The organism is Pantoea sp. FN0305, from assembly GCF_050113845.1.
Lineage (GTDB): Bacteria > Pseudomonadota > Gammaproteobacteria > Enterobacterales > Enterobacteriaceae > Mixta > Mixta alhagi.
The window spans coordinates 17,052-43,093 of record NZ_JBNJSN010000014.1; the positions used below are offsets into that span (position 1 = coordinate 17,052).

Consider the following 26,042-nt stretch of genomic DNA (forward strand, 5'->3'; position numbering starts at 1 on the left):
TCGCCTCAGTGAGGGGAAGAAAGCCCGAGCCGCTCGCCCTGATAGCTGCCATCAAGAATGCTGCGCCACCAGTTCTCATGACTCAAATACCACTGCACCGTTTTACGCAGGCCGCTTTCAAACGTCTCCTGCGGACGCCAGCCCAGCTCGCGCTCGATTTTTCCGGCATTAATCGCGTAGCGCTGATCATGACCAGGGCGGTCGGTAACAAAGGTAATCAGATCGCGGAAGTGCGCAATGCCCGCCGGTTTGGTCGGCGCCAGCTCTTCCAGCAGGTCGCAAAGCGTATTTACAACGTCGATATTACGCTGTTCGTTATGACCGCCAATATTATAGGTTTCTCCGGCCTGGCCAGTGCTCACTACGGTTACCAGCGCGCGCGCATGATCTTCCACATACAGCCAGTCGCGAATTTGTCCGCCATCGCCATAAACCGGCAGCGGTTTGCCTGCCAGCGCATTGATAATCATCAGCGGAATAAGCTTTTCGGGAAAATGGTAAGGACCATAGTTATTAGAACAGTTGGTCACGATAACCGGCAGGCCGTAGGTGCGCATCCAGGCACGAACCAGGTGATCGCTGCTGGCTTTACTGGCGGAGTAAGGACTGCTGGGCGCGTAAGGCGTGGTTTCGGTAAAGAAGTCATCGCTGCCATGCAGATCGCCAAACACTTCATCGGTGGAAATATGATGGAAAACAAACGCCGCCTGCTTTTCAGCTGACAGGCCGCGCCAGTAATGACGCGCCGCTTCCAGCAGCTGCCAGGTGCCGACAATATTGGTTTCAATAAATGGCCAGGAGCTGTCGATAGAGCGATCAACGTGGCTTTCCGCCGCCAGATGCATAATGCAGTCGGGCTGATAGCGTGTCAGCAGGCGATCCAGCGCGGCGCGATCGCAAATATCGACGTGCTCAAAAGCAAAGCGATCGCTATCCGCAACCGGAGCCAACGAAGAGAGATTGCCGGCGTAGGTCAGCTTATCGACCACCGCCACCCGGTGTCCGGTATGCTGGATAAGATGGCGAACCACCGCCGAACCGATAAAGCCTGCGCCGCCGGTAACCAGAAATTGCTTCATCGCCACACTCCTTTCGTGTCCACTACCCAGCGCTGGGTGACCTGCTCGCCGCTTACCGCTTTAAAAACGTGGTGATCAACCAGCATCACCAGAACATCCGCCTGCGTGAGCGCCTGCTCCAGCGTTACCAGTGTCGCTTCATCAGCCAGCGCCGCCGGGATCTGCTGCACATTAGGCTCCACCACCCAGGTCGTGCCGCTATGCCAGGAGGCGACCAGATGCGCAACCTCCATCGCTGGGCTTTCCCGTAAATCGTCAATGTTAGGTTTAAAGGCCAGGCCAAAGCAGGCAATGGTTAATTCGCTGGCGCGCTTGCCGCTCTCGCTCAGGCAGTCGGCAACCGCTGCTTTCACTTGATCCAGCACCCAGTGCGGCTTGGCGTCGTTTACTTCACGCGCGGTGCGGATAAGACGCGCCAGCTCTGGATTCTGCGCGACGATAAACCAGGGATCGACTGCAATACAGTGGCCGCCGACGCCCGGCCCCGGCTGCAGAATATTGACGCGCGGGTGACGGTTGGCCAGCGCTATCAGTTCCCACACGTTGATGCCCTGCTGCGCGCAAATCAGCGACAATTCGTTGGCAAAAGCGATATTAACGTCACGGAAGCTGTTTTCGGTCAGCTTGCACATCTCAGCGGTGCGGGCATTGGTGACTACGCATTCGCCCTCAAGGAAAATGCGGTACAGCTCGCTGGCGCGCTCAGAGCAGGCTGGCGTCATGCCGCCGATCACCCGATCGTTTTTAATCAGCTCAACCATTACCTGACCGGGCAGCACCCGCTCAGGACAGTAGGCGATGTGAATATCGGGGCTATCCGGCTGCTGCTGTGGAAACGATAAGTCAGGACGCGCTTCAGCCAGCCAGTCTGCCATCTGTTCCGTCGCGCCGACCGGCGAGGTGGATTCCAGGATCACTAAATCGCCCGGCTTTAACACCGGCGCAAGCGACAGCGCGGCTGCCTGAACATAGGTCATATCAGGCTGATGGTCGCCTTTAAACGGCGTGGGAACAGCGATCAAAAACGCATCGGCCGCCACCGGCTGCGTGGCGGCACGAAGAAACCCCTGCTGTACGGCCTGCTTAACTACCGTATCCAGATCCGGTTCGACGATATGAATTTCGCCACGGTTTATGGTCTCAACGGCGTGCGCATTGATATCAATTCCCACAACATGCTGCTGGCGCGATGCAAACGCGGCGGCGGTAGGCAGCCCGATGTAGCCCAGGCCAATAACCGAAATCGTTCTAAAACTCATAATGTTACTCTGTGATTTTTTAACGCCTGCAGAATGCGGGCACAGGCATGGCCATCGCCATACGGATTATGCGCATGGCTCATCGCCTGCCAGGCTTCTTCATGGGTGAGCAGATGGGTAACCTCTGCCACAATCTTCTCTTCGCGGGTTCCAACCAGGCGCACCGTTCCGGCCTCAATCGCCTCGGGACGCTCCGTGGTTTCGCGCATGACCAGAACCGGTTTACCCAGCGAAGGCGCTTCTTCCTGAATGCCGCCGGAGTCGGTCAGAATGAGCCAGGCCCGATTCATCAGCCAGACAAAGGGCAAATACTCCTGCGGCTCAATAAGAATAATATTGTCGATGCCGCTCAGGATACGTTTAACGGGCTCGCTGACGTTGGGGTTCAGGTGCACCGGGTAAACTATCTGGATATCAGGATGCTGACGCGCCAGCGTCGCCAGCGCGCTGCAAATGCGCTCAAAACCGTCGCCAAAGCTTTCACGGCGGTGCCCGGTAACCAGAATCAACTTTTTCGCCGCATCAAGAAAAGGATAACGCGCGGCCAGGCTCTCGTGGTGCTGGCGATCGGAGAGAATGCGATCGCGCACCCAGAACAGCGCATCAATAACCGTATTACCGGTAACAAATATCTGCTTATCCGACAGGTTTTCCCGCAACAGGTTCTGCCGGGAGTATTCAGTAGGGGTAAAGTGCCACGTAGCCAGATGGCCGGTCAGTTTACGGTTCGCTTCCTCAGGCCATGGCGAATAGAGATCGCCGGTGCGCAGCCCGGCCTCAACGTGCCCCACCGGGATGCGATGATAAAAAGCGGCCAGGCTGGCTGCCAGCGTTGTGGTGGTATCGCCATGCACCAGCACGACATCAGGACGGAAAGAGGCAAATACGCCTTTTAGCCCCTCCAGTATCCGGCTGGTGATTTCCGTGAGTCCCTGCTCCGGACGCATAATATCCAGATCATAGTCTGGCTTTAGCGTGAAAAGGCGCAGAACCTGATCGAGCATCTCGCGATGCTGGGCCGTCACACACAGGCGGGCATCAAATGCGGCATCGTTCGCCAGCGCATGCACCAGCGGAGCCATTTTGATAGCTTCCGGCCTCGTGCCAAAAACGGTAAGTACTTTCACTGTTTTTCTCTTCGTTCGTTAGCCGTGTCAGTCACAGCGACACCTGCAACGCGCGTATCAGGCACGAGGACGGCGAATAAGGGCAACGCCTGCACCCACCAACGCGCCAATGGCGCCCCACATAATCATGACCAACGTCCGGCGCGGGCTGTCGCGCTTCACCGGCTCTTCCGGGGTGCGCAAATAGCGGTAGGTCTGAAACTTCTGCTCAAGCGTAGGCCCAACGTTCAACGTATCGAGCATGGCCCGATTTTGATCATAGTCCAGATCGTATGTCGGCCCATTCGCCTGCAGGTTTTCCAGGCGCGCCTGCAGCATCGGCCTGCCAAGCAAAAAGAGTTCTGAATCGGGCAGCTGCTCCGATGGCGTACTGGTTTTTGCCTGGTCGATCCCCTGCTGTTGCGCAATTTTTAGCGCCTGCTCTACGCTGCGTAGCTGCCGTTGATACACCGCATTGGCCACCTTTTCCTGGCGTTTGACCTGCGCTTTCAGTTGAACGGTACGCGCCGCCCAGGCCGCCGTCAGTTCCTGATTTAAATGACGCGCCGCGCGTTCGCTGGCGAAAGCAACATACTGACGCAGCAGATTGTTGGCATCTACTGCGGTTTCCGCTACCAGCCTGACGCTATCGCTCAGGTTTTTCGCGCTGTCCGCCGGGCTGAACTGAATATTGCTGACCATTTCGTCCAGCAGCGCGGCATCTTTATGGACATTGCCGCTTTTGCGGTGCTTATAGTAGTCAGTTTGTAACCAGAATTCGCGCCGCGTGTCCCATGAAGAGAGTTGCATAAGAAATTCCTGGTAGGCATCGTCCATTACCGAGGGCTGCGGTACCGTCAGCGCGGTGGCGCCATTACGGTTATCCAGGTTGCGTAAGAATTGCTGCTGCGAATAGTAGCCGCCAATCATATTTACCGTGGGACGATCGGTGATTGCCGTGGTGCTCCACTCCTGTTTAACCAGCAGAGACCAGATAAACGCCAGTAGCATGCCCAACAGCGCCAGCCCGATAATCCAACGTTTGCCGCGCCACAGCGCGCAAAACAGGCCACGAATATCCAATTCGTTATCCACGAAGTCAGAGGTCATATGCAGGGTATCCTTGTCCAGAGGGCGCTTAGCCCGGGTGCTTATTTTTATTAGCGCGACGCAGGCGGCGCTTGAGACGTTTGATCATGCGGGCAACGCGCCAGGCGCGCTTGATGCAGTAGCCGTAGAGGACGAAAGCAAACAGAAAAAGCAGCAGCATCACCCACTCAGGAATAAACGCCAGATACTCACCCAATACGCCTACAGCAGCCAGTAGCGCAGCGGCAAGCGTGATCAGCACAAACGCCTGTCGTGAAGTAAACCCGGCGCGCATGATCAAATGATGAATATGCTGACGATCGGCAGAGAAAGGACTCATTCCTTTACGCAGTCGGCGATACATGATCGCCACCATATCCATCAGCGGAATGGCAATCAGCCACAGCGCCGTAACCGGCGTAATGGGGTGCGTAACGCCCTGGGTGGTTTCCAGCAGGATCCAGATAATGGTAAAGCCAATCAGCGTACTGCCCGCATCGCCCATAAACACTTTATAGCGTTTACCGAAAACGCCCAGATTAAGGAGAATATAGGGAAGCGTGGCGGCAATCATGGCAAAGCACCACATCGCCAGGCTGTGCTGGCCGTCGAAAAAGAGGATGATGCCCATTGCGCCAAAGGTCACGCAGGACAAACCGCCCAGCAGACCATCAATGCCGTCAACCATATTGAAAGCATTGATTGCCGCCCAAACGGCAAACAGCGTCAACACATAGCCAAATGGCCCGACAACCAGTTCCATTGGTCCGATAATATAGCCAAGACTGAGCAAGTAGAGTTTGCCCACCACCATCATCACTATCGCGATAGCAGCCTGTACGACGGCACGAATCTTGACGCTAATGTCAAAACGGTCATCCAGCGCCCCAACCAATACCAGCACACCGGCACAGGCCAGATAGAGTATCGCGTGGGGCAGATAATAATTAGTGATAACAAAAGTAAAGCAGATGCCTGCATAAACGGAGATGCCGCCAACCAGCGGAATCAGTCCCTGATGACGTTTACGATAATTCGGGCGGTCAACCAGGCCGACTTTTTTAGCTGCTTTGCGGGCAAAAAAAATGAATGCCAGTGAAAACAGAAAAATTAGACCAAGCTCGGTACTCATGGTGAGTAAATTCACATTAACAACTCTCAGCTAAGACACCGGGTAAATATAAGCAATAATTATGCCTGCCACCCTGACTGACGTCCTGATAACGCGATTTGGCCGCACGACCGCTGGTTATTTAAGCAAAAGCGTCTGCTTTTATTACACTTAGCGACCGGTGACGTCCGACAGTCGCTTTATCCTATAGCCCAAAAATAAAAAACGCCACGTCTGAGCGTGGCGTTACCCGAGTTTTCTTACCGTGCTAAAGAGTCTTGAACTCTCCCTAACGCAACGGCTAAAAAATTATGAACGTTTCATCATGTCGAAGAATTCATCGTTGGTCTTGGTCATGGCCAACTTATTGATGAGGAATTCCATTGCGTCGATTTCGCCCATCGGGTGAATAATCTTGCGCAGGATCCACATCTTCTGCAGCTCTTCCTGGGAAGTGAGCAGTTCTTCTTTACGCGTCCCGGAACGGTTGTAGTCGATAGCCGGGAACACGCGTTTTTCAGCGATTTTACGTGCGAGATGCAGCTCCATGTTACCGGTGCCTTTGAACTCTTCGTAAATCACTTCATCCATCTTCGAACCGGTATCTACCAGCGCAGTAGCGATAATGGTCAGGCTGCCGCCTTCTTCCACGTTACGCGCCGCACCAAAGAAGCGTTTCGGACGATGCAGGGCGTTTGCATCCACACCACCGGTCAGAACCTTACCGGAAGCTGGCACGACGGTGTTGTAAGCACGCGCCAGACGCGTGATGGAGTCGAGCAGAATAATAACGTCTTTTTTATGCTCAACCAGGCGCTTGGCCTTTTCGATCACCATTTCGGCAACCTGAACGTGACGAGATGCTGGCTCATCAAAGGTAGAAGCAACCACTTCGCCTTTGACCAGACGCTGCATCTCGGTCACTTCTTCAGGACGTTCGTCAATCAGCAGCACCATCAGCACGCAGTCAGGATGGTTGTAGGCAATGCTCTGCGCAATATTCTGCAGCAGCATGGTTTTACCCGCTTTCGGCGGTGCAACAATCAGACCACGCTGGCCACGGCCAATCGGTGAAGCGAGATCCAGCACGCGTGCGGTCAGGTCTTCTGTTGAGCCGTTACCGCGCTCCATACGTAAACGAGAGTTCGCGTGCAGCGGCGTCAGGTTTTCAAACAGAATCTTACTGCGCGCATTTTCCGGTTTATCGTAGTTGACCTCGTTAACCTTCAGCAGTGCAAAGTAACGCTCGCCCTCTTTCGGCGGACGAATTTTGCCTGAAATGGTATCACCAGTGCGAAGGTTAAAGCGGCGAATTTGGCTGGGGGAAACATAGATGTCGTCAGGACCGGCGAGGTAGGAGCTATCTGCGGAGCGGAGGAAACCAAATCCGTCCTGCAGTATCTCCAGTACGCCATCACCGAAGATATCCTCACCGCTTTTCGCGTGTTGTTTGAGGATAGCAAAAATGATGTCCTGCTTACGCATGCGCGCCAGGTTTTCCAGCCCCATGTTCTCGCCAAGAGTAATCAGCTCTGAAACCGGCGTATTTTTTAGTTCGGTAAGATTCATAATGGTGGGTTCTTAAACTCGGGGTATATCTCGAAAAGGTTGTCGTGAATGGTATGGCAAAAGAAGGTCCATGCCCGTTAATGGCTCCGTTTCCGTGTCTGCTCGATGATCTTATGCGTGAATGCCGATCTGAAAACGAGGAGACGGTTGAAAACAGATGCCGGAAATTGTGATGCTAACCGTCAGATTGTTGAGGCACTGGGAAGATAACGCCAGCGTTCAACAAGGGAAACAAACTACAGGTAAGTTCGTAATGCAGTAGATTTAACTTAGCACGCTTCATGCCGGGCGTCTAGCGGTCTGGCAAAAATTACTCTGACCGCCAGCGCCGGCAATGAATCAGCTCAGGTTCGCGTTCAGGAACTCTTTGAGCTGGCCTTTCGACAGCGCACCAACTTTGGTCGCTGCAACTTCACCATTTTTAAACAGCAGCAGCGTCGGGATGCCGCGAATACCGTATTTCGGCGCCGTTTCCGGGTTCTCATCGATATTCAGTTTGGCAATGGTCAGCTTACCGTCATACTCTTCTGCTACTTCGTCGAGGATCGGGGCGATCATTTTGCACGGACCACACCATTCTGCCCAGAAGTCCACCAGCGTTAAACCTTCGGCTTTCAGCACGTCAGTTTCAAAGCTATTGTCGGTTAGATGAACGATTTTATCGCTGCTCATGTCTTACTCCACAAGATTATGCCTGGCTGGTTGGCGTAAAATCTGCCAACGTAGGTTGACTTTATTTCACCGGATACGCTTTCGTAAAGCAATAGTAAGCTGATATTCTACCACACTATGAGCAAAACACACTTAACCGAACAGAAGTTTTCCGACTTCGCCCTGCACCCACAGGTTATCGAAGCCCTTGAAAAGAAAGGCTTCCATAATTGTACGCCTATCCAGGCGTTAGCATTGCCCCTTACACTGGAAGGGCGCGATGTCGCGGGCCAGGCGCAAACCGGAACCGGCAAAACGATGGCGTTTCTAACGTCAACGTTCCATTATTTGCTTTCTCACCCTGCAGCCGAAGGCCGTCAGATCAATCAGCCACGCGCGCTGATTATGGCTCCGACGCGCGAACTGGCCGTACAGATTCATGCCGATGCTGAACCGCTGGCGCAGTCCACCGGCCTGAAGCTGGGTCTCGCCTATGGCGGCGACGGCTATGACAAACAGCTAAAAGTGCTGGAAAAAGGCGTCGATATCCTGGTGGGCACCACCGGTCGCCTGATCGATTACGCTAAGCAGAACCACATTAACCTGGGCGCAATTCAGGTGGTGGTGCTGGATGAGGCCGATCGCATGTTCGATCTGGGCTTCATTAAAGATATTCGTTGGCTGTTCCGCCGTATGCCTGCGGCAAATCAGCGTCTGAGCATGTTGTTCTCCGCCACGCTTTCTTATCGCGTACGCGAGCTGGCGTTTGAGCATATGAACAACGTCGAGCATATCGAAATCGAGCCGGATCAGAAAACGGGCCACCGCATTCAGGAAGAGCTGTTCTACCCTTCTAATGAAGAAAAGATGCGCCTGTTGCAAACGCTTATTGAAGAAGAGTGGCCGGACCGCGCCATTATTTTCGCCAATACCAAACATCGTTGCGAAGATATCTGGGGCCATCTGGCAGCAGATGGACACCGTGTAGGGTTGCTGACCGGCGACGTGGCGCAGAAAAAACGCCTGCGTATCCTGGAAGACTTTACCCGTGGCGACGTAGACATTCTGGTTGCGACCGATGTTGCCGCACGCGGTTTGCATATTCCGGCAGTGACGCACGTCTTTAACTACGATCTGCCTGACGATTGCGAAGATTACGTTCACCGTATCGGTCGTACCGGACGCGCCGGCGCCAGTGGTCACTCTATCAGCCTCGCCTGTGAAGAGTACGCGCTGAACCTGCCTGCCATCGAAGAGTATATTGGTCACGGCATTCCGGTCAGTAAATATAACAGCGACGCGTTGATGACCGATCTTCCGCCGCCGAAACGCCTGACGCGTAACCGTCCGGGTAGCGGTCCGCGCCGTGCTGCGGGCAACAACCGTCGCAGCGGTGCACCGCGTAACAATAACCGTAAACGTTCAGGTTAATCACACCATGTTCAGCGCGTCGTCACTTTATGCTGCGATTGATTTGGGCTCTAACAGCTTTCATATGTTAGTGGTGCGCGAGGTGGCGGGAAATATTCAGACCGTCGCCCGCATCAAGCGTAAAGTGCGCCTCGCCGCCGGCCTTAACAGCGCCGGAGAGCTTTCTGAAGAAGCGATGGAGCGAGGCTTACAGTGCCTGAGGCTGTTTTCAGAGCAGCTGCAGGATATCCCTGCCGATCAGATTCGTGTGGTTGCCACCGCAACGCTGCGTCTGGCGGCAAACGCGAAACATTTCCTCGCCCAGGCCGAAGCGATTCTTGGCTGTTTAGTTAACGTTATTAGCGGCGAAGAAGAAGCGCGGCTGATTTACCAGGGCGTAGCGCATACTACCGGTGGCTCTGATGAACGCCTGGTGGTGGATATCGGCGGCGGTAGCACTGAACTGGTTACCGGAACCGGCGCGCAAACAACCGCGCTGTTCAGTCTGTCGATGGGCTGCGTCACCTGGCTGGAGCGTTATTTCGCTGACCGGCATTTAGGTAAAAAGAACTTTGAGCAGGCGGAACAGGCCGCTCGCGCCATGATTCAGCCTGTCGCGGGACGATTGCGCGATCAGGGCTGGCAAATTTGCGTGGGCGCTTCCGGCACCGTGCAGGCGCTACAGGAAATCATGGTAGCGCAGGGCATGGATGAGCGTATTACGCTGGATAAACTGCAGCAGCTTAAACAGCGTGCGATCAAATGTGGCAAGCTCGAAGAGCTGGAGATCGAAGGCCTGACTCTGGAGCGGGCACTGGTTTTCCCCAGCGGCCTCTCTATTCTGATTGCCATCTTTGAAGAATTAAATATTGAAAGCATGACGTTGGCAGGCGGCGCTCTGCGTGAAGGCTTGCTGTACGGTATGCTGCACTATCCGGTCGATCGGGATATTCGTAGCCGAACCATCCACAATGTTCAGCGTCGTTTTATCATCGACGTTGAACAGGCGGAGCGCGTACGTCAGCTGGCGATGAGCTTTGTTCAGCAGGTAAGCCCGCACTGGAAGCTGGATGCTTATTGTCGTGAGCTGCTGGAAAATGCCTGTCTGATCCATGAAATTGGTCTGAGCGTGGATTTCCGTCTTGCCACCCAGCATGCCGCTTATCTGGTGCGCCATCTTGATCTGCCCGGGTTTACGCCCGCTCAGAAAAAGCTGTTGGCCACGCTGTTGCAGAATCAAAGTAACGGTATTGACCTGGCGCTGCTGAACCAGCAAAACGCTGTGCCGCCCCGCATGGCAGAACGGATGTGTCGGCTGCTGCGTCTGGCGGTGATTTTCGCCAGCCGTCGTCGTGATGACAGTTTGCCAACGGTGCAGTTGCACAGTGAAGACGAGGCGCTACAGGTGCTGTTGCCGTCAGGCTGGTTGCAGGCTCACCCGCTGGGCGCGGAGATGCTGGAGCAGGAGAGCCGCTGGCAATCCTATGTGCACTGGCCGCTCAGGATAATTTAGCAGTTGGGCTGCGTCATTGCAGACGCAGCCTTCTCTGTCAGGTTCCTTTCCTGGCTTTATCCAGCATCGCACGCAAACCGGCAACCCGACTTTGCCCGGTTTTCATGCGCTCTTCCGCACTGACAACTTTACGTTCAGTTTCCCACATCAGATCATCCTGCGGCAGCTCCAGCAAAAAACGGCTGGGCTGCGGACGTACCAGTTCGCCATATTGCCGACGCTCGCGGCACAGCGTGAACGTGAGCTCTTTTTGCGCGCGGGTAATGCCAACGTAGGCCAGCCGCCGCTCTTCCTCGATGTTATCTTCATCAATGCTGCTCTGATGCGGCAACAGCCCCTCTTCCATGCCGACCAGGTAGACATAAGGAAACTCCAGGCCTTTCGACGCGTGCAGCGTCATTAGCTGAACCTGATCTAACTCCTCATCGCTTTCGCCACGCTCCATCATGTCGCGCAGCGTAAAACGGGTTACCACCTGCGTCAGCGTCATTGGCTCATCCAGTTCGCTGCCTTCCAGCATCTCCGTCATCCACTGGAAGAGCGTATTAACGTTTTTCATGCGCATTTCAGCGGCCTTCGGGCTGGCGGAAGTTTCAAACAGCCAGCTTTCGTAGTCGATGCCGCGAATGAGATCGCGTACCGCATTTATCGGCTCCCGCTCCGCCAGCTGGGCAATTTCCCGTAGCCAGCCGGTAAAACGCTGCAGATTTTCCAGGCTGCGCCCGGTCAGCGTTTGGCCCAGTCCTAAATCAAAGCTGGCGCTGAACAGACTTTTGTTACGCTGATTCGCCCATTCGCCCAGCTTTTGCAGCGTTGCCGGGCCAATCTCACGACGCGGCGTATTGATAATGCGTAAAAAAGCGCTGTCATCATCCGGATTGGTTAATACGCGCAGGTAGGCCAGCAGATCCTTGATTTCAGGACGTGAAAAGAAAGATGTCCCGCCCGAAATACGGTAGGGAATGCGGTTTTGCATCAGCATCTTTTCAAATACGCGCGACTGATGATTGCCACGATAAAGAATGGCGTAATCTTTATACTGCGTTTTGTTAATAAAATGGTGCGCAATAAGCTCGCCGGTCACGCGCTCCGCCTCATGATCTTCATGATTCGCGCTCAGCACCTTAAGCTCGGCGCCGTAGCCCAGCTGTGAAAACAGACGCTTTTCAAACACGTGCGGATTATTGGCGATCAAAATATTCGCCGCTTTCAGGATGCGCTCGGTGGAGCGATAGTTCTGCTCCAGCTTAATCACCTGCAGCGCCGGAAAGTCCTCTTTCAGCAGCACCAGGTTTTGCGGCCGCGCGCCGCGCCAGGAATAGATTGACTGATCGTCGTCACCGACCACGGTAAAGCGCGCCCGCGCACCCACCAACAGCTTTACCAGTTCATACTGGCTGGTGTTGGTATCCTGATACTCATCCACCAGCAGATAGCGAATGCGCTGCTGCCAGCGTTCACGCACCTCCTGATTGCGCTGCAACAATAGCGTCGGCAACAGGATTAAGTCATCGAAGTCCAGCACGTTACAGGATTTAAGATGACGATCGTACAGTTCATAACAGTGAGCAAAGATACGATCCCGCTCTGACTGCGCCCGCGCCTGGGCGTGTGCAGGATCAATCAGATCGTTTTTCCAGTTGGAAATGGTAGAAACCAGCAGCTGCAGCAGATTTTTATCATTTTCCAGCCACTGCTCGGTTAAATCTTTTAGCAGCGCCAGCTGATCCTGGTCATCAAACAGGGAAAAGTTAGATTTCATCCCCAGCGCGGCATATTCACGCTTGATGATTTCCAGTCCCAGCGTGTGGAAGGTAGAGATCATCAGCCCGCGCGCTTCTTTCCGGCCCAGGGTTTGCGCCACGCGCTCTTTCATTTCACGTGAGGCTTTATTGGTAAAGGTGACCGCCGCAATATGGCGAGCCTGATAGCCGCACTCACGGATCAGATGGGCAATTTTATTGGTAATGACGCGCGTCTTGCCGGAACCCGCGCCCGCCAGCACCAGGCACGGGCCGGTGACATATTCGACGGCTTGTTGTTGGCTGGGATTCAGACGCATAGAAGTACTCAGTGAAAATAAGGAGGGTTAACTAACAGCGTGGTAGTATATCCAGCAGCATCCATACGACTCAAGGCACGATCATGGCAAAAACCGCAGCGGCAATGCATATCCTTGTAAAAGAAGAGAAACTGGCTCAGGAGCTGTTAGCGCAGCTGGAAAAGGGCGCAGACTTTGAAAAACTGGCGAAGAAACACTCAACCTGTCCGAGCGGACGTAAAGGCGGACACCTGGGCGAGTTTAAAAAAGGGGCAATGGTGCCGGCTTTCGATAAAGTCGTGTTTTCCTGCCCTCTGCTGACGCCTTACGGACCTCTGCACACCCAGTTTGGCTATCACATCATCAAGGTGCTGTACCGCAACTAATAAAAAACCGGTGTTGAACACACCGGTTTTGTCTGTTTCCGCTTTGCTTATCAAGTCCGGGCCACAGGGACTCCGCTATGGTGTTCGTCCTGCAGCAAGGGGCAGGTAAGAACAGCCCCAGCAGCATGGATAACGGTGTGCTGGGGCGTGCAAACATGGTCAACGCAACGGCAAGCTAAAAGACGCTATCAGCCCGCGACAGAAATACGTTTCATATCGGTCATATAACCACGCAGTTTACGTCCCACCGCCTCAATCGGGTGATTACGTACCGCTTCGTTAACGTCACGCAGCTGAGCGTTATCTACTGCGGCTGGCGCAACCTCTTTGCCTAAATCACCCGCCTGCAGCGTGGTCATGAACTCTTTCAACAATGGCACGGCGGCGTTAGCAAACAGGTAGTTGCCATATTCAGCGGTATCGGAGATTACCACGTTCATTTCATACAGACGCTTACGGGCAATGGTATTGGCGATCAGCGGCAGTTCATGCAGTGATTCATAATAAGCGGATTCTTCGATAATGCCGGAATCCACCATGGTCTCGAACGCCAGCTCAACGCCCGCTTTGACCATCGCAACCATGATCACGCCACGATCGTAATATTCCTGCTCGGAAATCTTACCTTCATACTGCGGCGAGTTTTCAAAAGCGGTCTGGCCCGTCTCTTCACGCCAGGTCAGCAGTTTCTTATCATCATTTGCCCAGTCAGCCATCATGCCGGAAGAGAATTCGCCCGAAATGATGTCATCCATATGCTTCTGGAACAGTGGCGCCATAATAGTTTTCAGCTGCTCAGAAAGCGCAAAGGCGCGCAGCTTAGCGGTGTTGGAAAGGCGATCCATCATCAGCGTGATACCGCCATGTTTCAGCGATTCGGTGATGGTCTCCCAGCCGTACTGCAGCAGCTTGCCTGCATAAGCTGGATCGGTGCCATCGGCCACCAGCTTGTCGTAGCACAGGATAGAACCCGCCTGCAGCATGCCGCAGAGAATGGTCTGCTCGCCCATCAGGTCAGATTTTACTTCGGCAACGAAGGAGGATTCCAGCACGCCCGCACGGTGACCGCCGGTCGCTGCGGCCCAGGCCTTGGCAATGGCCATACCTTCGCCTTTTGGATCGTTTTCCGGGTGTACCGCAATCAGCGTCGGTACGCCAAAGCCACGCTTATACTCTTCACGCACTTCAGTACCCGGACATTTCGGCGCAACCATCACCACGGTAATGTCTTTACGGATCTCTTCACCCACTTCAACGATATTGAAACCGTGGGAATATCCCAACGCCGCACCTTCTTTCATCAGCGGCTGCACAGCCTGCACCACGGCTGAGTGCTGTTTGTCTGGCGTCAGGTTAATCACCAGATCGGCCTGCGGGATCAGCTCTTCATATGTCCCAACCTTAAAACCGTTTTCGGTGGCCTTGCGCCAGGAAGCGCGCTTTTCAGCAATCGCTTCGGCACGCAGCGTGTAAGAGACATCCAGACCAGAATCACGCATGTTAAGGCCCTGGTTAAGGCCCTGAGCACCACAGCCAACAATGACGACTTTTTTGCCCTTCAGGTAACTTGCTTCATCAGCAAACTCATCACGCGTCATAAAGCGACATTTACCTAATTGCGCCAGCTGCTGACGCAGGTTCAAAGTGTTGAAATAGTTAGCCATGGGCACTCCGTTTTGAGGTTGTGTTTACCGTTATTTTTTACGCGAAGCCGGTGACAGCCTCGCCTTCTATAGCCCCATCATATGACAGGAAATCTGTTGCTTAAATTGATATATTAACAACGTCGTATTGCAATAACTGCAACGTAGAAATGAGGCCTGAATCGCATGGATTTACGAGACCTGAAGCTTTTTTTACATCTGGCGGAAAGCCGCCACTTTGGCCGCACTGCCCGCGCCATGCATGTTTCGCCCTCTACACTTTCGCGCCAAATACAGCGACTGGAAGAGGATCTCGGCCATAGCCTGTTTCTGCGTGATAACCGCACCGTTACGTTGACCGACGCAGGAGAACAGCTGCGTCAGTTTGCACAGCAAACCCTGTTGCAATATCAGCAGATGCGTCATGCCATGGGTCAACATGGCCCTTCACTGAGCGGCGAGCTGAAACTCTTCTGTTCCGTTACTGCCGCCTACAGTCATCTGCCGCCGATACTTGACCGCTTTCGCGCGGAACATCCGCAGGTGGAAATTAAACTCACCACCGGTGATGCTGCCGACGCCGTGGAGAAAGTTCAGACCGGCGAAGCCGAACTGGCCATTGCCGGTCGCCCCGAAACGCTACATGCCAGTATTGACTTCACGCCGCTGGGCCATATTCCTCTGGTATTGATTGCGCCAGCCTTGCCCTGTCCGGTACGCAACCAGGCGACACAGCCTGAACCCGACTGGACGCAGATCCCCTTTATCCTGCCGGAACAGGGCCCGGCGCGACGACGGATCGACCTCTGGTTTCGCCGCCTGCGTATTGCTAATCCGCTTATTTACGCGACCGTTTCCGGTCATGAAGCCATTGTTTCCATGGTGGCGCTGGGCTGTGGCATCGCCCTGCTTCCGGACGTGGTGCTGGAGAATAGCCCGGAACCGGTACGCAACCGTGTTCTGGTACTGGAAGACATTGACTCAGTCGCGCCTTTTGAACTGGGCGTCTGCGTTCAGAAAAAGCGGCTCGGCGAGCCGCTGATCAAAGCGTTCTGGCAACTGTTGTAACTAGCCAGCCAGGAAAAAACGAAACGCCGGGTTCTGGCTTTCATCATGGAAATCGTAGCCGAGCGCGGTGAGATGCTCTTCGAAACGGGGTTCATTCTCGCCCAGCTCAAACGCCGCCAGCACCCGACCATAGTCGGTGCCGTGGCTACGATAGTGGAACAGTGAAATATTCCAGTAAGTGCCCAGCGTTTGCAGGAACTTCAACAGCGCGCCTGGCGCCTCCGGAAATTCAAAACTGAACAGGCGCTCACGAAGCGGCTTGGAGGGACGACCGCCAACCATGTAACGAACATGCAGTTTGGCCATTTCGTCATCAGAGAGATCGACCACCTGATAGCCGCCTGCCGTTAACTCGTCGATGATTTCCCGTCGCTCTTCCCGACCGCGCGTCAAACGAACGCCAACAAAAATGCAGGCGTCTTTGGCATCCGCGTAGCGGTAGTTAAATTCCGTTACCGCGCGTCCGCCCAGCGTCTGACAGAACTTCAGGAAACTACCCTGCTGTTCCGGGATGGTGACAGCCAGCAACGCCTCGCGCTGCTCGCCAAGCTCACAACGCTCGGAAACATAGCGTAGCCCGTGAAAGTTAACGTTAGCGCCAGAGAGAATATGCGCCAGTCGCTCACCCTGCAGGTTATGCTGCTGGATATACTTTTTCATGCCGGCCAGCGCTAATGCTCCGGAAGGTTCCGCTACGGCGCGCACATCTTCAAACAGATCTTTCATCGCCGCACAGATGGCATCGCTGTCAACGGTAACGATATCATCTAAATAGGCCTGGCACAGACGGAAGGTTTCGCTGCCAATACGCCTTACCGCCACGCCTTCAGCAAACAGTCCGACACGCGGTAAATCTACCGGCTCGCCCGCTTTCAGCGCCGCCTGCAGACAGGCTGACTCGGCTGCCTCTACCGCTATCACTTTGATTTGTGGCATTAATTGTTTAATCAATACCGCCACGCCAGCAGCCAACCCACCGCCGCCTACCGGAACAAAGATACGATCAAGATGCGCATCCTGCTGCAACAGCTCCATCGCCAGCGTTCCCTGACCGGCAATGACCGCAGGATGATCGAAAGGGGGAACAAAGGTGTAACCCTGCCGCTCCGACAGCTCGATCGCTTTCGCTTTCGCCTCGTCAAAGTTGGCGCCGAACAGATAAGCCTCACCGCCAAACGCGCGTACCGCCTCAACTTTGATATCTGCCGTGGTAACCGGCATCACAATCAGTGACTTAATGCCCAGTTTGCTGGCGGAAAGCGCAACGCCCTGCGCGTGATTTCCCGCAGAGGCGGTGACCACGCCTCGCGCCTTTTGCTCTTCATCCAGACCGGCAATCATCGCGTAGGCACCGCGCAGTTTAAAACTGTGTACCGGCTGACGATCTTCGCGTTTAACCAGTACCGTATTGCCAAGACGGGCAGAGAGCTTTTCCATCTTTTGCAGCGGCGTCACCTGTGCCACTTCGTAAACCGGCGAGCGCAGAACGGCGCGCAGATATTCAGCGCCGCAGGGCGCGTCGGGTAACGATTGAGACTCAGCCATCCTTAGCCTCCAAGCTTCGATTTATCACGCACTGCACCTTTATCCGCGCTGGTTGCCAGCGAGGCATAGGCGCGCAGAGCCAGCGAAACCTGACGCTGACGCGAATGCGGTGTATATGCGGCTTCTCCACGCGCTTCTTCCTGTTCACGACGCGCATGTAATTCATTGTCCGGTACATCAAGCCTGATGCCACGGTTTGGAATATCGATTTCAATCATGTCGCCATCGCGCACCAGGGCGATTGTGCCGCCGCTGGCCGCTTCCGGTGAGGCATGACCGATAGAGAGACCTGACGTACCACCAGAAAAACGTCCATCGGTGATCAGTGCGCAGCTTTTACCCAGTCCCATAGATTTCAGGTAAGTGGTCGGATAGAGCATCTCCTGCATGCCCGGTCCGCCTTTCGGCCCCTCGTAGCGAATCACCACCACGTCTCCGGCCACGACTTTGCCGCCAAGGATCGCCTCAACCGCATCATCCTGACTTTCATACACTTTCGCCGGGCCACGGAATGTCAGGATCTCTTTGTCTACGCCTGCGGTTTTAACGATACAGCCATCTTCCGCCATGTTGCCGTACAGTACCGCCAGACCCCCGTCCTGACTGTAAGCATATTCGCGTGAACGAATACAGCCTTCCTTACGGTCATCGTCCAGCGTGTCCCAGCGGCAATTCTGCGAGAACGCCTGGGTGGTGCGGATACCTGCCGGTCCGGCGCGGAACATTTTCTTCACTGCCTCATCCTGCGTCAGCATGATGTCATAGTTATCCAGCGCATCACGCAGCGTCGTACCCAACACGTTATGTACGTTGGTATTCAGCAAGCCTGCGCGATCCAGCTCCCCCAGGATACCGATAACGCCGCCCGCACGGTGAACATCTTCCATATGGTATTTGGGAGTGCTGGGTGCCACTTTGCATAAATGCGGCACCACACGCGACAGGCGGTCAATATCGGAAATATTAAAATCGATTTCACCCTCTTGCGCTGCTGCCAGCAGGTGCAGAACAGTATTGGTTGAACCGCCCATGGCAATATCCAGCGTCATCGCATTTTCAAAAGCGGCTTTATTGGCGATATTGCGCGGCAGCGCGGTTTCATCATCCTGTTCGTAATAGCGTTTCGCCAGACTGACGATGCGCTTACCGGCATTAATGAATAACTCTTTGCGATCAGCATGCGTAGCCAGCAGTGAACCGTTGCCCGGCTGAGACAGTCCCAGCGCTTCGGTCAGGCAGTTCATGGAGTTAGCGGTAAACATGCCGGAGCAGGAGCCGCAGGTAGGACAGGCGGAACGTTCGATCTGATCGCTTTCAGCATCGCTGACATTAGGGTTCGCGCCCTGAATCATGGCATCAACCAGATCCAGCTTGATGATTTTATCGGACAGTTTGGTTTTGCCCGCTTCCATCGGTCCGCCAGAGACGAAAATGGCCGGAATGTTCAGGCGCAGCGCTGCCATCATCATTCCCGGGGTGATTTTATCGCAGTTGGAAATACACACCATCGCATCGGCGCAGTGCGCATTCACCATGTACTCTACCGAGTCGGCAATCAGTTCGCGCGACGGCAGAGAATAGAGCATGCCGCCATGACCCATGGCAATACCATCATCTACCGCAATGGTATTGAATTCTTTTGCTACGCCGCCCGCCGCTTCGATCTGTTCAGCGACCAGTTTACCAAGATCGCGCAAATGAACGTGGCCCGGCACAAATTGGGTAAAGGAGTTAACGACAGCGATAATCGGTTTGCCAAAATCGGCGTCGGTCATTCCTGTGGCGCGCCACAGGGCACGGGCACCGGCCATGTTACGGCCGTGAGTGGTAGTGGCGGAACGGTACTTAGGCATGCTCTGTTTACTCCAGTCTGGATATATAAGCGGGCCGATAATCGCGCCCGCAAAATCATGAATTTATGGGTTTACCGGATCCAGCCAGCCCCATTTATCTTCAGTTTCGCCGGTGAACAGGCCAAAAAATGCCTGCTGGATACGTTTCGTCACCGGACCGCATTTACCTTCGCCTACTTTAATGCCATCGACGCTACGCACTGGCGTAATTTCAGCCGCGGTGCCGGACATAAAGACTTCATCGGCCAGGTAGAGAGACTCACGTGACAGCACCTGCTCACGCACTTCAATGCCAGCGTCTTTCGCCAGTTTGATAATGGCATCGCGGGTAATGCCGGGTAATGCCGAGGAGGTAAACGGCGGGGTAAACAGGATGCCATCTTTTACTTCAAACAGGTTTTCGCCCGCACCTTCAGAAATATAGCCGTTGGTATCCAGCGCAATGCCTTCCTGGTAACCATGGCGACGCGCTTCGCTGCCCACCAGCAATGAGGAGAGGTAGTTACCGCCCGCTTTCGCCGCGGTAGGGATCGTGTTAGGCGCTACGCGATTCCACGAAGAGACCATCGCATCGATGCCCTGCTCCAGCGCTTCTGCGCCCAGATAAGCGCCCCACGGGAAGGCGGCAATGATGACATCAGTGCTGTAGCCATCCGGTGGGTTAACGCCCAGACCAACATCACCAACAAATGCCAAAGGACGAATATAAGCACTCTGCAGCTTGTTCACGCGCAGCACTTCACGGCAGGCTGCCATCAACTCATCCACGCTGTGCTTCAGCGGGAATCGATAAATTTTGGCAGAGTCGTGCAGGCGCTGCATATGTTCACGGTGGCGAAAAACCACAGGCCCCTTGTGGGAGTCGTAGCAGCGGACGCCTTCAAAAACAGACGTGCCGTAATGCAGGGCGTGAGACATGACGCTGACTTTCGCCTCTTCCCATTTCACCATCTCACCGTTGAACCAGATAAAGTCTGCTTTCTTCGTACTCATTCTTATTTCCTTTCGCGACTATGCGCGGATTTGTTGTGTTGTCTGTTGTTGAATCTGGACGCAAGCGACATCCATCAGTTTGCTCAGCTGTGTTGACAGTAAATCGACTGAGCGCTGACTGGCAACGGTCATTTCGATATTAATATTCTCGGCGTTAGCCACGCTGGCCATATTCATAGCACAGACCTGAAAGCCGCGATGACGAACAACGCGCAAAATACGCTCCAGAACTTCAGGCCGGAAACGCGCTTCGATAGACAACTGGTGCTGGTTCATACGGTTTTCTCCATCATGTTTGCGTTGCTGGCGCCGGGGGGCACCAGAGGCCAGACGTTCTCAAGTTCATCAATAGCCACATGCAACAGATAAGGGCCTTCACTGTTCAGCAGCGCATCTAATGCGGCGTCGACCTGATCTTTACGAGTGATACGCTGGCCAGGAATATCAAAAGCGCGAGCCAGCATCAGAAAATCGGGATTATCGGACAGGTTGGTTTCACTGTAGCGCTCTGAAAAAAACAGCTGCTGCCACTGGCGCACCATGCCTAAACGCTGGTTATCCATCAGTACGATTTTTATCGGCAGCTTTTTACGCTTGATGGTGCCCAGCTCCTGCACGTTCATCATGAAAGAGCCATCGCCCGATACGCAGATGACACAATCTTCCGGCCGGGCGACCTGAGCGCCAACCGCGGCTGGCAAACCGAACCCCATGGTTCCCAGCCCGCTTGAGGTGATAAAGTTCTCCGGCGCGCTGAATGACATATGCTGCGCCGTCCACATTTGATGTTGACCAACGTCAGTGGTGACAATCGCGCTTTTAGCTTTGCGATCTGACAGCTGGCGCAAAAACAGAGGCGCGTAGATGGCCTCGCCCGGATGATCGTAACGCCAGCGGTGCTCGCTCTTCAGCGCAATAACCTCAGCGCGCCATTCATCGATATCACAGGGTTGCGCCAGCTCCGGCAGCAGCTCATTAAAGTCACCCTGCAAGCCAACGTGCGCCCGACGCAGCTTGTTTAGCTCGGCCGGATCGATATCCATATGGATAACGCTGGCATGCGGTGCAAAAGTATCAAGCTTGCCGGTCACCCGATCGTCAAAACGGGCGCCAACGGCAATCAGCAAATCACACTGCTGTACGGCCAGGTTCGCCGCTTTCGTGCCATGCATCCCCAACATTCCGAGGTAACAGGCATCGCTGGCATCCGGCGCACCCAGACCTTTCAACGTTGCTACCGTTGGCATACCGGTTTGCTGAACAAACGCGCGCAACGCCGGTACGGCCTGGGCGATGCCTACGCCGCCGCCAACATACAAGACCGGCTTTTTCGCCTGCGCAATCAGCGCGCGCGCCTGCTGTAACTCATGATGAGGATGCGCAACCGTCTCGGCTACGGGCAGCAAATGCGGCGTCAACTCGCCGCTGGCTACCTGAATATTTTTGGGGATATCAACCAGCACCGGGCCGGGACGACCAGATTGCGCTATCGCAAAAGCTTCTGCCATTACTTCCGGCAGCGTCTCTAACGACTCAACCAGAAAGCTGTGTTTAGTGCAGGCCAGAGATAAACCCAGTACGTCAATTTCCTGAAAGGCATCGGTGCCGATAAGCGGGGCGGCAACCTGGCCGGTGATAGCGACAACCGGTACAGAATCCATCATGGCATCGGCAAGGCCGGTGATCAGGTTGGTGGCACCCGGCCCGGAAGTCGCGATACAGACGCCTACGTTACCGGTTGCTCGGGCATAGCCGATGGCGGCCATGGCAGCGCCCTGCTCATGACGGCACAGTAGGTGTTCAACGCCTCCGTCATACAGCGCGTCGTAAACCGGCATAATCGCGCCACCCGGATAACCGAACACGGTTTTTACCCCTTGCGCACGCAACGCTTGAACCACCCACTGAGCACCTGTCATCGTTATTCCCCTGCCTGATCCCGGGAACAACAGTATTTTATGCTACTGTACATTGTTTGTTCCTCTTTCATTAACTATCCCGATACCTGACCATAAAAAAACCCCCGGACCTTTCGGTGCGGGGGTTCTTTTAGATTCAGGCTTGATTTTTAAGCCTTTCTTCCTCCGAGCGCAGCCCCGCACGGTGTGATAATAATCACCACCACGCTAATCACGACTAGGCTAATCACTCGTAGAAGGGCTTTCATATGCTGTTCAAAATTTCACTTATTCGAAGTAATGCCTAAAGAGTTATCACAGACAGGCATAGCTCGACAACCTTTTTCATCACAAAATTTTATATCTGCTTTAGCCATATTTAAAAATAGCCTTTCATTTCAAAAGATAGCAAGCATTGAAAGTTATTCATTACGAACCTGTCGCAATGAGTTATCCAGGATGAAGTCTCTTTCTGCTTGAGCAACTTTTTAATGTTATGAACGTAGAAGCAAAACTTTTCGGCAAGGCACGCAACTTTATTTAACCAGCATCGCCTTGTTGCCGAACCCTCTGCATACTTCTCTGGAGATGACACAAGGAGCGAGTATGTCTTTATCCCGCGTTATTACACGTGCGGCCCTGGGCGTAGAAGCGCCGCTGGTGACGGTAGAAGTTCATATAAGTCGTGGTTTACCCGGCCTTTCGCTGGTTGGGTTACCTGAAAAAACGGTGAAAGAAGCGCGCGACAGGGTGCGTAGCGCGATTATTAATAGCGGCTTTGATTTCCCGGCAAAGCGTGTCACGGTTAATCTGGCTCCTGCTGATTTGCCAAAAGAAGGCGGCCGCTTCGATCTCCCCATTGCCGTTGCCATTCTTGCCGCTTCAGAGCAACTTCCTGGCGTAGAACTGGCCCAGTTTGAATTCCTGGGAGAGCTGGCGCTTAGCGGTGCGCTCAGAGGCGTACAGGGCGCGATTCCCGCAGCAATGGCCGCCAAAGAAGCGGACAGAAGATTAATTTTACCTGCTGAAAATGCTGCCGACGTGGGTTTGGTCCAACAGGGAGAATCACTGGTTGCTGAGAGCCTGATGGAGATCTGTGCTTTTCTCTTAAAGCAGCATTCTCTCTCACCAGGGAAAGCAGAGGAGATAGTTAACGAAGAGAAAAGCGAGGACTTGTGCGATATCATCGGTCAACAGCAGGGAAAGCGAGCGCTGGAAATCGCCGCGGCAGGAGGACACAACCTACTGCTTATTGGCCCGCCGGGAACAGGAAAAACTATGCTGGCGATGCGGCTAACCGGGCTATTACCTCCCCTTACCGAACGTGAAGCATTAGAGTGCGCCATTATTGCCAGTATCGTAAAAAGTGGCGATGTGCATAAACAATGGCGTAGACGACCGTTTCGGCTTCCCCATCATAGTTCAACGCTCTATGCGCTTATCGGCGGTGGTAGCATTCCGCAGCCCGGCGAAATTACCCTGGCACATAACGGAGTACTGTTTCTGGATGAACTGCCCGAGTTCAATCGAAAAACGCTGGATGCGTTACGTGAGCCGTTAGAAACCGGTGAAATTACCATTTCGCGCGCACGGGCCAAAGTCACCTGGCCTGCACGCTTTCAACTTGTTGCCGCAATGAATCCCAGCCCAACCGGGCATTATCAGGGCAATCATAATCGCAGCACGCCACAGCAAACGTTGTGTTATCTCAGCCGCTTATCAGGGCCCTTTCTTGATCGTTTCGACCTTTCGCTGGAGATACCGCTGTTGCCGCCAGGAATGTTAAGCCAGCCGCAAAAAAACGCCGAGGGCAGTAATGAGGTCCGGTTACGGGTGCTGGAAGCGCGTGAACGTCAGCTGGCGCGTCAGGGCAAAGTGAATGCGTTAATGAGCAATGCAGAAGTACAGCAATGGTGTGGGTTACAACAAGCCGATGCAGAATGGCTTGAGTCAGTATTGGTTAAACTGGGGCTTTCTGTCAGAGCCTGGCAACGCTTGCTAAAGGTCTCACGTACCATCGCTGATTTAGCAGGGCAAGAAAGGCTTAGTCGTGCGCATCTGTTGGAAGCTTTAAGCTATCGCGGCATGGATCGTATGATGGCGCATTTGCATAAAAGCCTGGAATAGAAATGGGGCCGCAGCCCCATTTTAACGTCAGATGATTGCTATCTTTTCTGAAGAAGGTTTTGCTTAATCGTCAGAATCGCTATAGTCTTCAACGCCTTCCATTTGTGGCTTACCACCTGAAAGAGTATGAAAGCGTTTTGGACGCTTGATACGCGTCATATACTTACTCCATACGCGCTCAGCTTCAGTTTGTGGTTCACGTAAACCACGACATACTTCTATGAACTGACGCTCTTCTTCTGTCACAGGCTCACGTCTGGACAGATCAAGCTCATTAAACGCGTAACCGTGCCTTTCGAGAAGCTGAGCTTCTTTAATTGTAAAGTCACCATGACGCGAAAACCCACGCGGGTAGTGTTTGTTATCAAAAAAACGATTAGTTGTTGCGAAGCTATCCGCCATTTTACACGCTCCTAACTCTTCTATGGCCGTGCGATTTATGGCGCGGAGTATTAGTTAGGCTTGACAGAGTGTAAAACAAAACATTTAAATCATTACGACAAACAAATTTTTGGGAGTGGGCTGTGGATACGGAATTATTAAAGACCTTTCTTGAGGTGAGCAGAACGCGCCATTTTGGCCGCGCAGCAGAAGCCCTCTACCTTACGCAATCTGCAGTGAGTTTTCGCATCAGACAGCTGGAAAACCAGCTGGGTGTTAATCTTTTTACCCGTCATCGTAATAATATTCGGCTCACTTCTGCCGGCGAGCGTCTGCTTCCCTATGCTGAAAGCCTGATGAGTACCTGGATGATGGCGAAAAAGGAAGTCGCGCACACTCAGCAGCATCATGAGCTGTCGATAGGTGCCAGTGCATCCCTTTGGGAGGCTTACCTTACGCCATGGCTGCAAACGCTGTACGAAAACCGTGAAAGTCTGCACCTTGAGGCACGCGTTGCACAGCGGCACTTACTGGTTAAACAACTGCACGAGCGTCAACTTGATCTACTGATTACCACCGAAGCGCCTAAAATGGATGAGCTGACCAGCCAGCAGATCGGACATATTTCACTCACGCTATTTCGCTCGCGCAAAAGTGAAAAGCGGGAAAAGTATGACTATATCAAACTGGAGTGGGGAGCGGATTTCCATCAGCATGAAAGCTATCTGGCCGGTGCGGATGATGTGCCCGTACTAACAACGACATCAGCGCATTTAACCCGTCAGTTACTCCATACTACGGGCGCCTGCGCCTTTCTACCGGATAACTGGATACAGCTGTATCCTGATCTAACGGTTATTCCTGACACGCCCGTGGCCGTCAGGCCGTTATATGCGGTTTGGCTACAAAACAGCGATCAGCAGTCTCATATTCGTCAGTTACTGAAGTTTCCGGTACTAGTGCCAGCATAATTTATTAAAACAGTAAACGGGAAGTTATAAGAGAAGAGGGGTGAGGGGAATATTCCATTCATCCTGCCATCATAAAAGTGGTGACTGGCTAACGGAAAGCAAAAAAAAATCCTTTGCGTTAGCAAAGGATTGTTTATCTGGCAGGGGCGGAGGGACTCGAACCCCCAACACCCGGTTTTGGAGACCGGTGCTCTACCAATTGAACTACGCCCCTAAATAAGGGTGGCGGTGCGGACGGGACTCGAACCCGCGACCCCCGGCGTGACAGGCCGGTATTCTAACCGACTGAACTACCGCACCACCGAATACTGCATTACCAGCGGGGTCTCGCTGATAACCGGTGTTACCT

At 53.9% G+C, this 26,042-nt stretch carries 22 protein-coding genes and 2 tRNA genes; 6 read left to right on the top strand and 18 right to left on the bottom strand.

Annotated features, from left to right (window positions below; genetic code table 11):
• Positions 1–5: 5 nt before the first annotated feature.
• From rfbB to trxA, 7 genes are all read right to left on the bottom strand, one after another.
• Positions 6–1,079: a dTDP-glucose 4,6-dehydratase gene (rfbB, locus tag ACQE3Y_RS19605; protein WP_426982330.1), complete on the bottom strand. Its 1,074-nt coding sequence runs from the start codon at positions 1,077–1,079 to the stop codon at positions 6–8.
• Positions 1,076–2,338 carry a UDP-N-acetyl-D-mannosamine dehydrogenase gene (wecC, locus tag ACQE3Y_RS19610; protein WP_426982331.1) on the bottom strand — a complete coding sequence of 421 codons (1,263 nt, stop codon included), beginning with the start codon at positions 2,336–2,338 and terminating at the stop codon, positions 1,076–1,078. Before wecC ends, rfbB begins: the two co-directional genes overlap by 4 nt.
• Complete coding sequence (gene wecB, locus ACQE3Y_RS19615) at positions 2,335–3,465, bottom strand: non-hydrolyzing UDP-N-acetylglucosamine 2-epimerase (protein ID WP_426975076.1); 1,131 nt, start codon at positions 3,463–3,465, stop codon at positions 2,335–2,337. Before wecB ends, wecC begins: the two co-directional genes overlap by 4 nt.
• A gap of 57 nt (positions 3,466–3,522) precedes the next feature.
• On the bottom strand, positions 3,523–4,554 hold the full coding sequence (wzzE, locus tag ACQE3Y_RS19620; RefSeq protein ID WP_426975075.1) for an ECA polysaccharide chain length modulation protein: 1,032 nt from the start codon (positions 4,552–4,554) through the stop codon (positions 3,523–3,525).
• 28 nt (positions 4,555–4,582) lie between these two features.
• Positions 4,583–5,665 (bottom strand): UDP-N-acetylglucosamine--undecaprenyl-phosphate N-acetylglucosaminephosphotransferase, encoded by a 1,083-nt coding sequence (wecA, locus tag ACQE3Y_RS19625; protein ID WP_426975123.1) that lies wholly within the window; start codon positions 5,663–5,665, stop codon positions 4,583–4,585.
• A 288-nt stretch (positions 5,666–5,953) separates the two neighbouring features.
• Complete coding sequence (gene rho, locus ACQE3Y_RS19630) at positions 5,954–7,213, bottom strand: transcription termination factor Rho (protein WP_038628983.1); 1,260 nt, start codon at positions 7,211–7,213, stop codon at positions 5,954–5,956.
• A 339-nt stretch (positions 7,214–7,552) separates the two neighbouring features.
• Positions 7,553–7,885, bottom strand: coding sequence for a thioredoxin TrxA (gene trxA, locus ACQE3Y_RS19635; RefSeq protein WP_085069436.1), 333 nt, complete (start codon positions 7,883–7,885; stop codon positions 7,553–7,555).
• Between the two features lie 117 nt (positions 7,886–8,002).
• Here trxA and rhlB point away from each other — a divergent pair, with 117 nt between their 5' ends.
• Both rhlB and gppA read left to right on the top strand, forming a co-directional pair.
• Positions 8,003–9,295, top strand: a complete 1,293-nt coding sequence (gene rhlB / locus ACQE3Y_RS19640; protein WP_426975074.1) for an ATP-dependent RNA helicase RhlB — start codon at positions 8,003–8,005, stop codon at positions 9,293–9,295.
• 7 nt (positions 9,296–9,302) lie between these two features.
• Positions 9,303–10,787 carry a guanosine-5'-triphosphate,3'-diphosphate diphosphatase gene (gene gppA / locus ACQE3Y_RS19645; RefSeq protein WP_426975073.1) on the top strand — a complete coding sequence of 495 codons (1,485 nt, stop codon included), beginning with the start codon at positions 9,303–9,305 and terminating at the stop codon, positions 10,785–10,787.
• Between the two features lie 37 nt (positions 10,788–10,824).
• Here gppA and rep read toward each other — a convergent pair whose 3' ends face one another.
• Complete coding sequence (rep, locus tag ACQE3Y_RS19650) at positions 10,825–12,849, bottom strand: DNA helicase Rep (RefSeq protein ID WP_426975072.1); 2,025 nt, start codon at positions 12,847–12,849, stop codon at positions 10,825–10,827.
• 83 nt (positions 12,850–12,932) lie between these two features.
• On the opposite strand from rep, the gene ppiC reads away from it, so the two are divergent.
• Entirely contained in the window at positions 12,933–13,214 is a 282-nt protein-coding gene (gene ppiC / locus ACQE3Y_RS19655; protein WP_038628993.1) for a peptidylprolyl isomerase PpiC, read from the top strand.
• Positions 13,215–13,402: 188 nt separating this feature from the next.
• On the opposite strand, the gene ilvC is transcribed toward ppiC, so the two are convergent.
• Entirely contained in the window at positions 13,403–14,878 is a 1,476-nt protein-coding gene (ilvC, locus tag ACQE3Y_RS19660; protein ID WP_426975071.1) for a ketol-acid reductoisomerase, read from the bottom strand.
• A 165-nt stretch (positions 14,879–15,043) separates the two neighbouring features.
• On the opposite strand from ilvC, the gene ilvY reads away from it, so the two are divergent.
• The gene (ilvY, locus tag ACQE3Y_RS19665) at positions 15,044–15,925 is read left to right on the top strand and encodes an HTH-type transcriptional activator IlvY (RefSeq protein ID WP_250651153.1); all 882 of its coding nucleotides are present in this window, start codon (positions 15,044–15,046) and stop codon (positions 15,923–15,925) included.
• Here ilvY and ilvA read toward each other — a convergent pair whose 3' ends face one another.
• The 6 genes from ilvA to ilvL all read right to left on the bottom strand — a co-directional run bounded on the left by ilvA (position 15,926) and on the right by ilvL (position 22,483).
• On the bottom strand, positions 15,926–17,470 hold the full coding sequence (gene ilvA, locus ACQE3Y_RS19670) for a threonine ammonia-lyase, biosynthetic (protein WP_426982332.1): 1,545 nt from the start codon (positions 17,468–17,470) through the stop codon (positions 15,926–15,928). It lies immediately after the preceding gene.
• A 2-nt stretch (positions 17,471–17,472) separates the two neighbouring features.
• Entirely contained in the window at positions 17,473–19,323 is a 1,851-nt protein-coding gene (gene ilvD / locus ACQE3Y_RS19675) for a dihydroxy-acid dehydratase (RefSeq protein ID WP_085069426.1), read from the bottom strand.
• Positions 19,324–19,386: 63 nt separating this feature from the next.
• Entirely contained in the window at positions 19,387–20,316 is a 930-nt protein-coding gene (gene ilvE / locus ACQE3Y_RS19680; protein ID WP_085069423.1) for a branched-chain-amino-acid transaminase, read from the bottom strand.
• 18 nt (positions 20,317–20,334) lie between these two features.
• Positions 20,335–20,592 (bottom strand): acetolactate synthase 2 small subunit, encoded by a 258-nt coding sequence (ilvM, locus tag ACQE3Y_RS19685; protein ID WP_250651154.1) that lies wholly within the window; start codon positions 20,590–20,592, stop codon positions 20,335–20,337.
• A complete protein-coding gene (ilvG, locus tag ACQE3Y_RS19690; protein ID WP_426975069.1) occupies positions 20,589–22,235 on the bottom strand; it encodes an acetolactate synthase 2 catalytic subunit in 1,647 nt (548 codons plus the stop codon). The genes ilvM and ilvG overlap by 4 nt, the downstream gene beginning before the upstream one ends.
• Positions 22,236–22,384: 149 nt before the next feature.
• Positions 22,385–22,483 carry an ilv operon leader peptide gene (ilvL, locus tag ACQE3Y_RS19695; protein ID WP_071883719.1) on the bottom strand — a complete coding sequence of 33 codons (99 nt, stop codon included), beginning with the start codon at positions 22,481–22,483 and terminating at the stop codon, positions 22,385–22,387.
• Positions 22,484–22,820: 337 nt separating this feature from the next.
• Between ilvL and ACQE3Y_RS19700 the strand changes: the two genes are divergently transcribed.
• A complete protein-coding gene (locus ACQE3Y_RS19700; protein WP_426982333.1) occupies positions 22,821–24,341 on the top strand; it encodes a YifB family Mg chelatase-like AAA ATPase in 1,521 nt (506 codons plus the stop codon).
• Positions 24,342–24,404: 63 nt separating this feature from the next.
• On the opposite strand, the gene ACQE3Y_RS19705 is transcribed toward ACQE3Y_RS19700, so the two are convergent.
• Positions 24,405–24,743: a DUF413 domain-containing protein gene (locus ACQE3Y_RS19705; protein ID WP_085069415.1), complete on the bottom strand. Its 339-nt coding sequence runs from the start codon at positions 24,741–24,743 to the stop codon at positions 24,405–24,407.
• A 122-nt stretch (positions 24,744–24,865) separates the two neighbouring features.
• Between ACQE3Y_RS19705 and hdfR the strand changes: the two genes are divergently transcribed.
• A complete protein-coding gene (hdfR, locus tag ACQE3Y_RS19710; RefSeq protein ID WP_085069413.1) occupies positions 24,866–25,693 on the top strand; it encodes an HTH-type transcriptional regulator HdfR in 828 nt (275 codons plus the stop codon).
• A gap of 138 nt (positions 25,694–25,831) precedes the next feature.
• On the opposite strand, the gene ACQE3Y_RS19715 is transcribed toward hdfR, so the two are convergent.
• Positions 25,832–25,907 (bottom strand) — tRNA-Trp (locus ACQE3Y_RS19715).
• Between the two features lie 9 nt (positions 25,908–25,916).
• Positions 25,917–25,993, bottom strand: a tRNA-Asp gene (locus ACQE3Y_RS19720).
• Positions 25,994–26,042: the final 49 nt, after the last annotated feature.

Coding starts and splice junctions, on each gene's coding strand:
- wzzE (WP_426975075.1), bottom strand. CDS start 4,554: ATGACCTCTGACTTCGTGGATAACGAATTGGATATTCGTGGCCTGTTT.
- ilvL (WP_071883719.1), bottom strand. CDS start 22,483: ATGAAAGCCCTTCTACGAGTGATTAGCCTAGTCGTGATTAGCGTGGTG.
- ilvC (WP_426975071.1), bottom strand. CDS start 14,878: ATGGCTAACTATTTCAACACTTTGAACCTGCGTCAGCAGCTGGCGCAA.
- ppiC (WP_038628993.1), top strand. CDS start 12,933: ATGGCAAAAACCGCAGCGGCAATGCATATCCTTGTAAAAGAAGAGAAA.
- ACQE3Y_RS19700 (WP_426982333.1), top strand. CDS start 22,821: ATGTCTTTATCCCGCGTTATTACACGTGCGGCCCTGGGCGTAGAAGCG.
- rfbB (WP_426982330.1), bottom strand. CDS start 1,079: ATGAAGCAATTTCTGGTTACCGGCGGCGCAGGCTTTATCGGTTCGGCG.
- trxA (WP_085069436.1), bottom strand. CDS start 7,885: ATGAGCAGCGATAAAATCGTTCATCTAACCGACAATAGCTTTGAAACT.
- ilvD (WP_085069426.1), bottom strand. CDS start 19,323: ATGCCTAAGTACCGTTCCGCCACTACCACTCACGGCCGTAACATGGCC.
- gppA (WP_426975073.1), top strand. CDS start 9,303: ATGTTCAGCGCGTCGTCACTTTATGCTGCGATTGATTTGGGCTCTAAC.
- ilvG (WP_426975069.1), bottom strand. CDS start 22,235: ATGACAGGTGCTCAGTGGGTGGTTCAAGCGTTGCGTGCGCAAGGGGTA.
- ilvY (WP_250651153.1), top strand. CDS start 15,044: ATGGATTTACGAGACCTGAAGCTTTTTTTACATCTGGCGGAAAGCCGC.
- rep (WP_426975072.1), bottom strand. CDS start 12,849: ATGCGTCTGAATCCCAGCCAACAACAAGCCGTCGAATATGTCACCGGC.
- rho (WP_038628983.1), bottom strand. CDS start 7,213: ATGAATCTTACCGAACTAAAAAATACGCCGGTTTCAGAGCTGATTACT.
- ilvE (WP_085069423.1), bottom strand. CDS start 20,316: ATGAGTACGAAGAAAGCAGACTTTATCTGGTTCAACGGTGAGATGGTG.
- ilvM (WP_250651154.1), bottom strand. CDS start 20,592: ATGAACCAGCACCAGTTGTCTATCGAAGCGCGTTTCCGGCCTGAAGTT.
- wecC (WP_426982331.1), bottom strand. CDS start 2,338: ATGAGTTTTAGAACGATTTCGGTTATTGGCCTGGGCTACATCGGGCTG.
- ilvA (WP_426982332.1), bottom strand. CDS start 17,470: ATGGCTGAGTCTCAATCGTTACCCGACGCGCCCTGCGGCGCTGAATAT.
- wecA (WP_426975123.1), bottom strand. CDS start 5,665: ATGAGTACCGAGCTTGGTCTAATTTTTCTGTTTTCACTGGCATTCATT.
- rhlB (WP_426975074.1), top strand. CDS start 8,003: ATGAGCAAAACACACTTAACCGAACAGAAGTTTTCCGACTTCGCCCTG.
- ACQE3Y_RS19705 (WP_085069415.1), bottom strand. CDS start 24,743: ATGGCGGATAGCTTCGCAACAACTAATCGTTTTTTTGATAACAAACAC.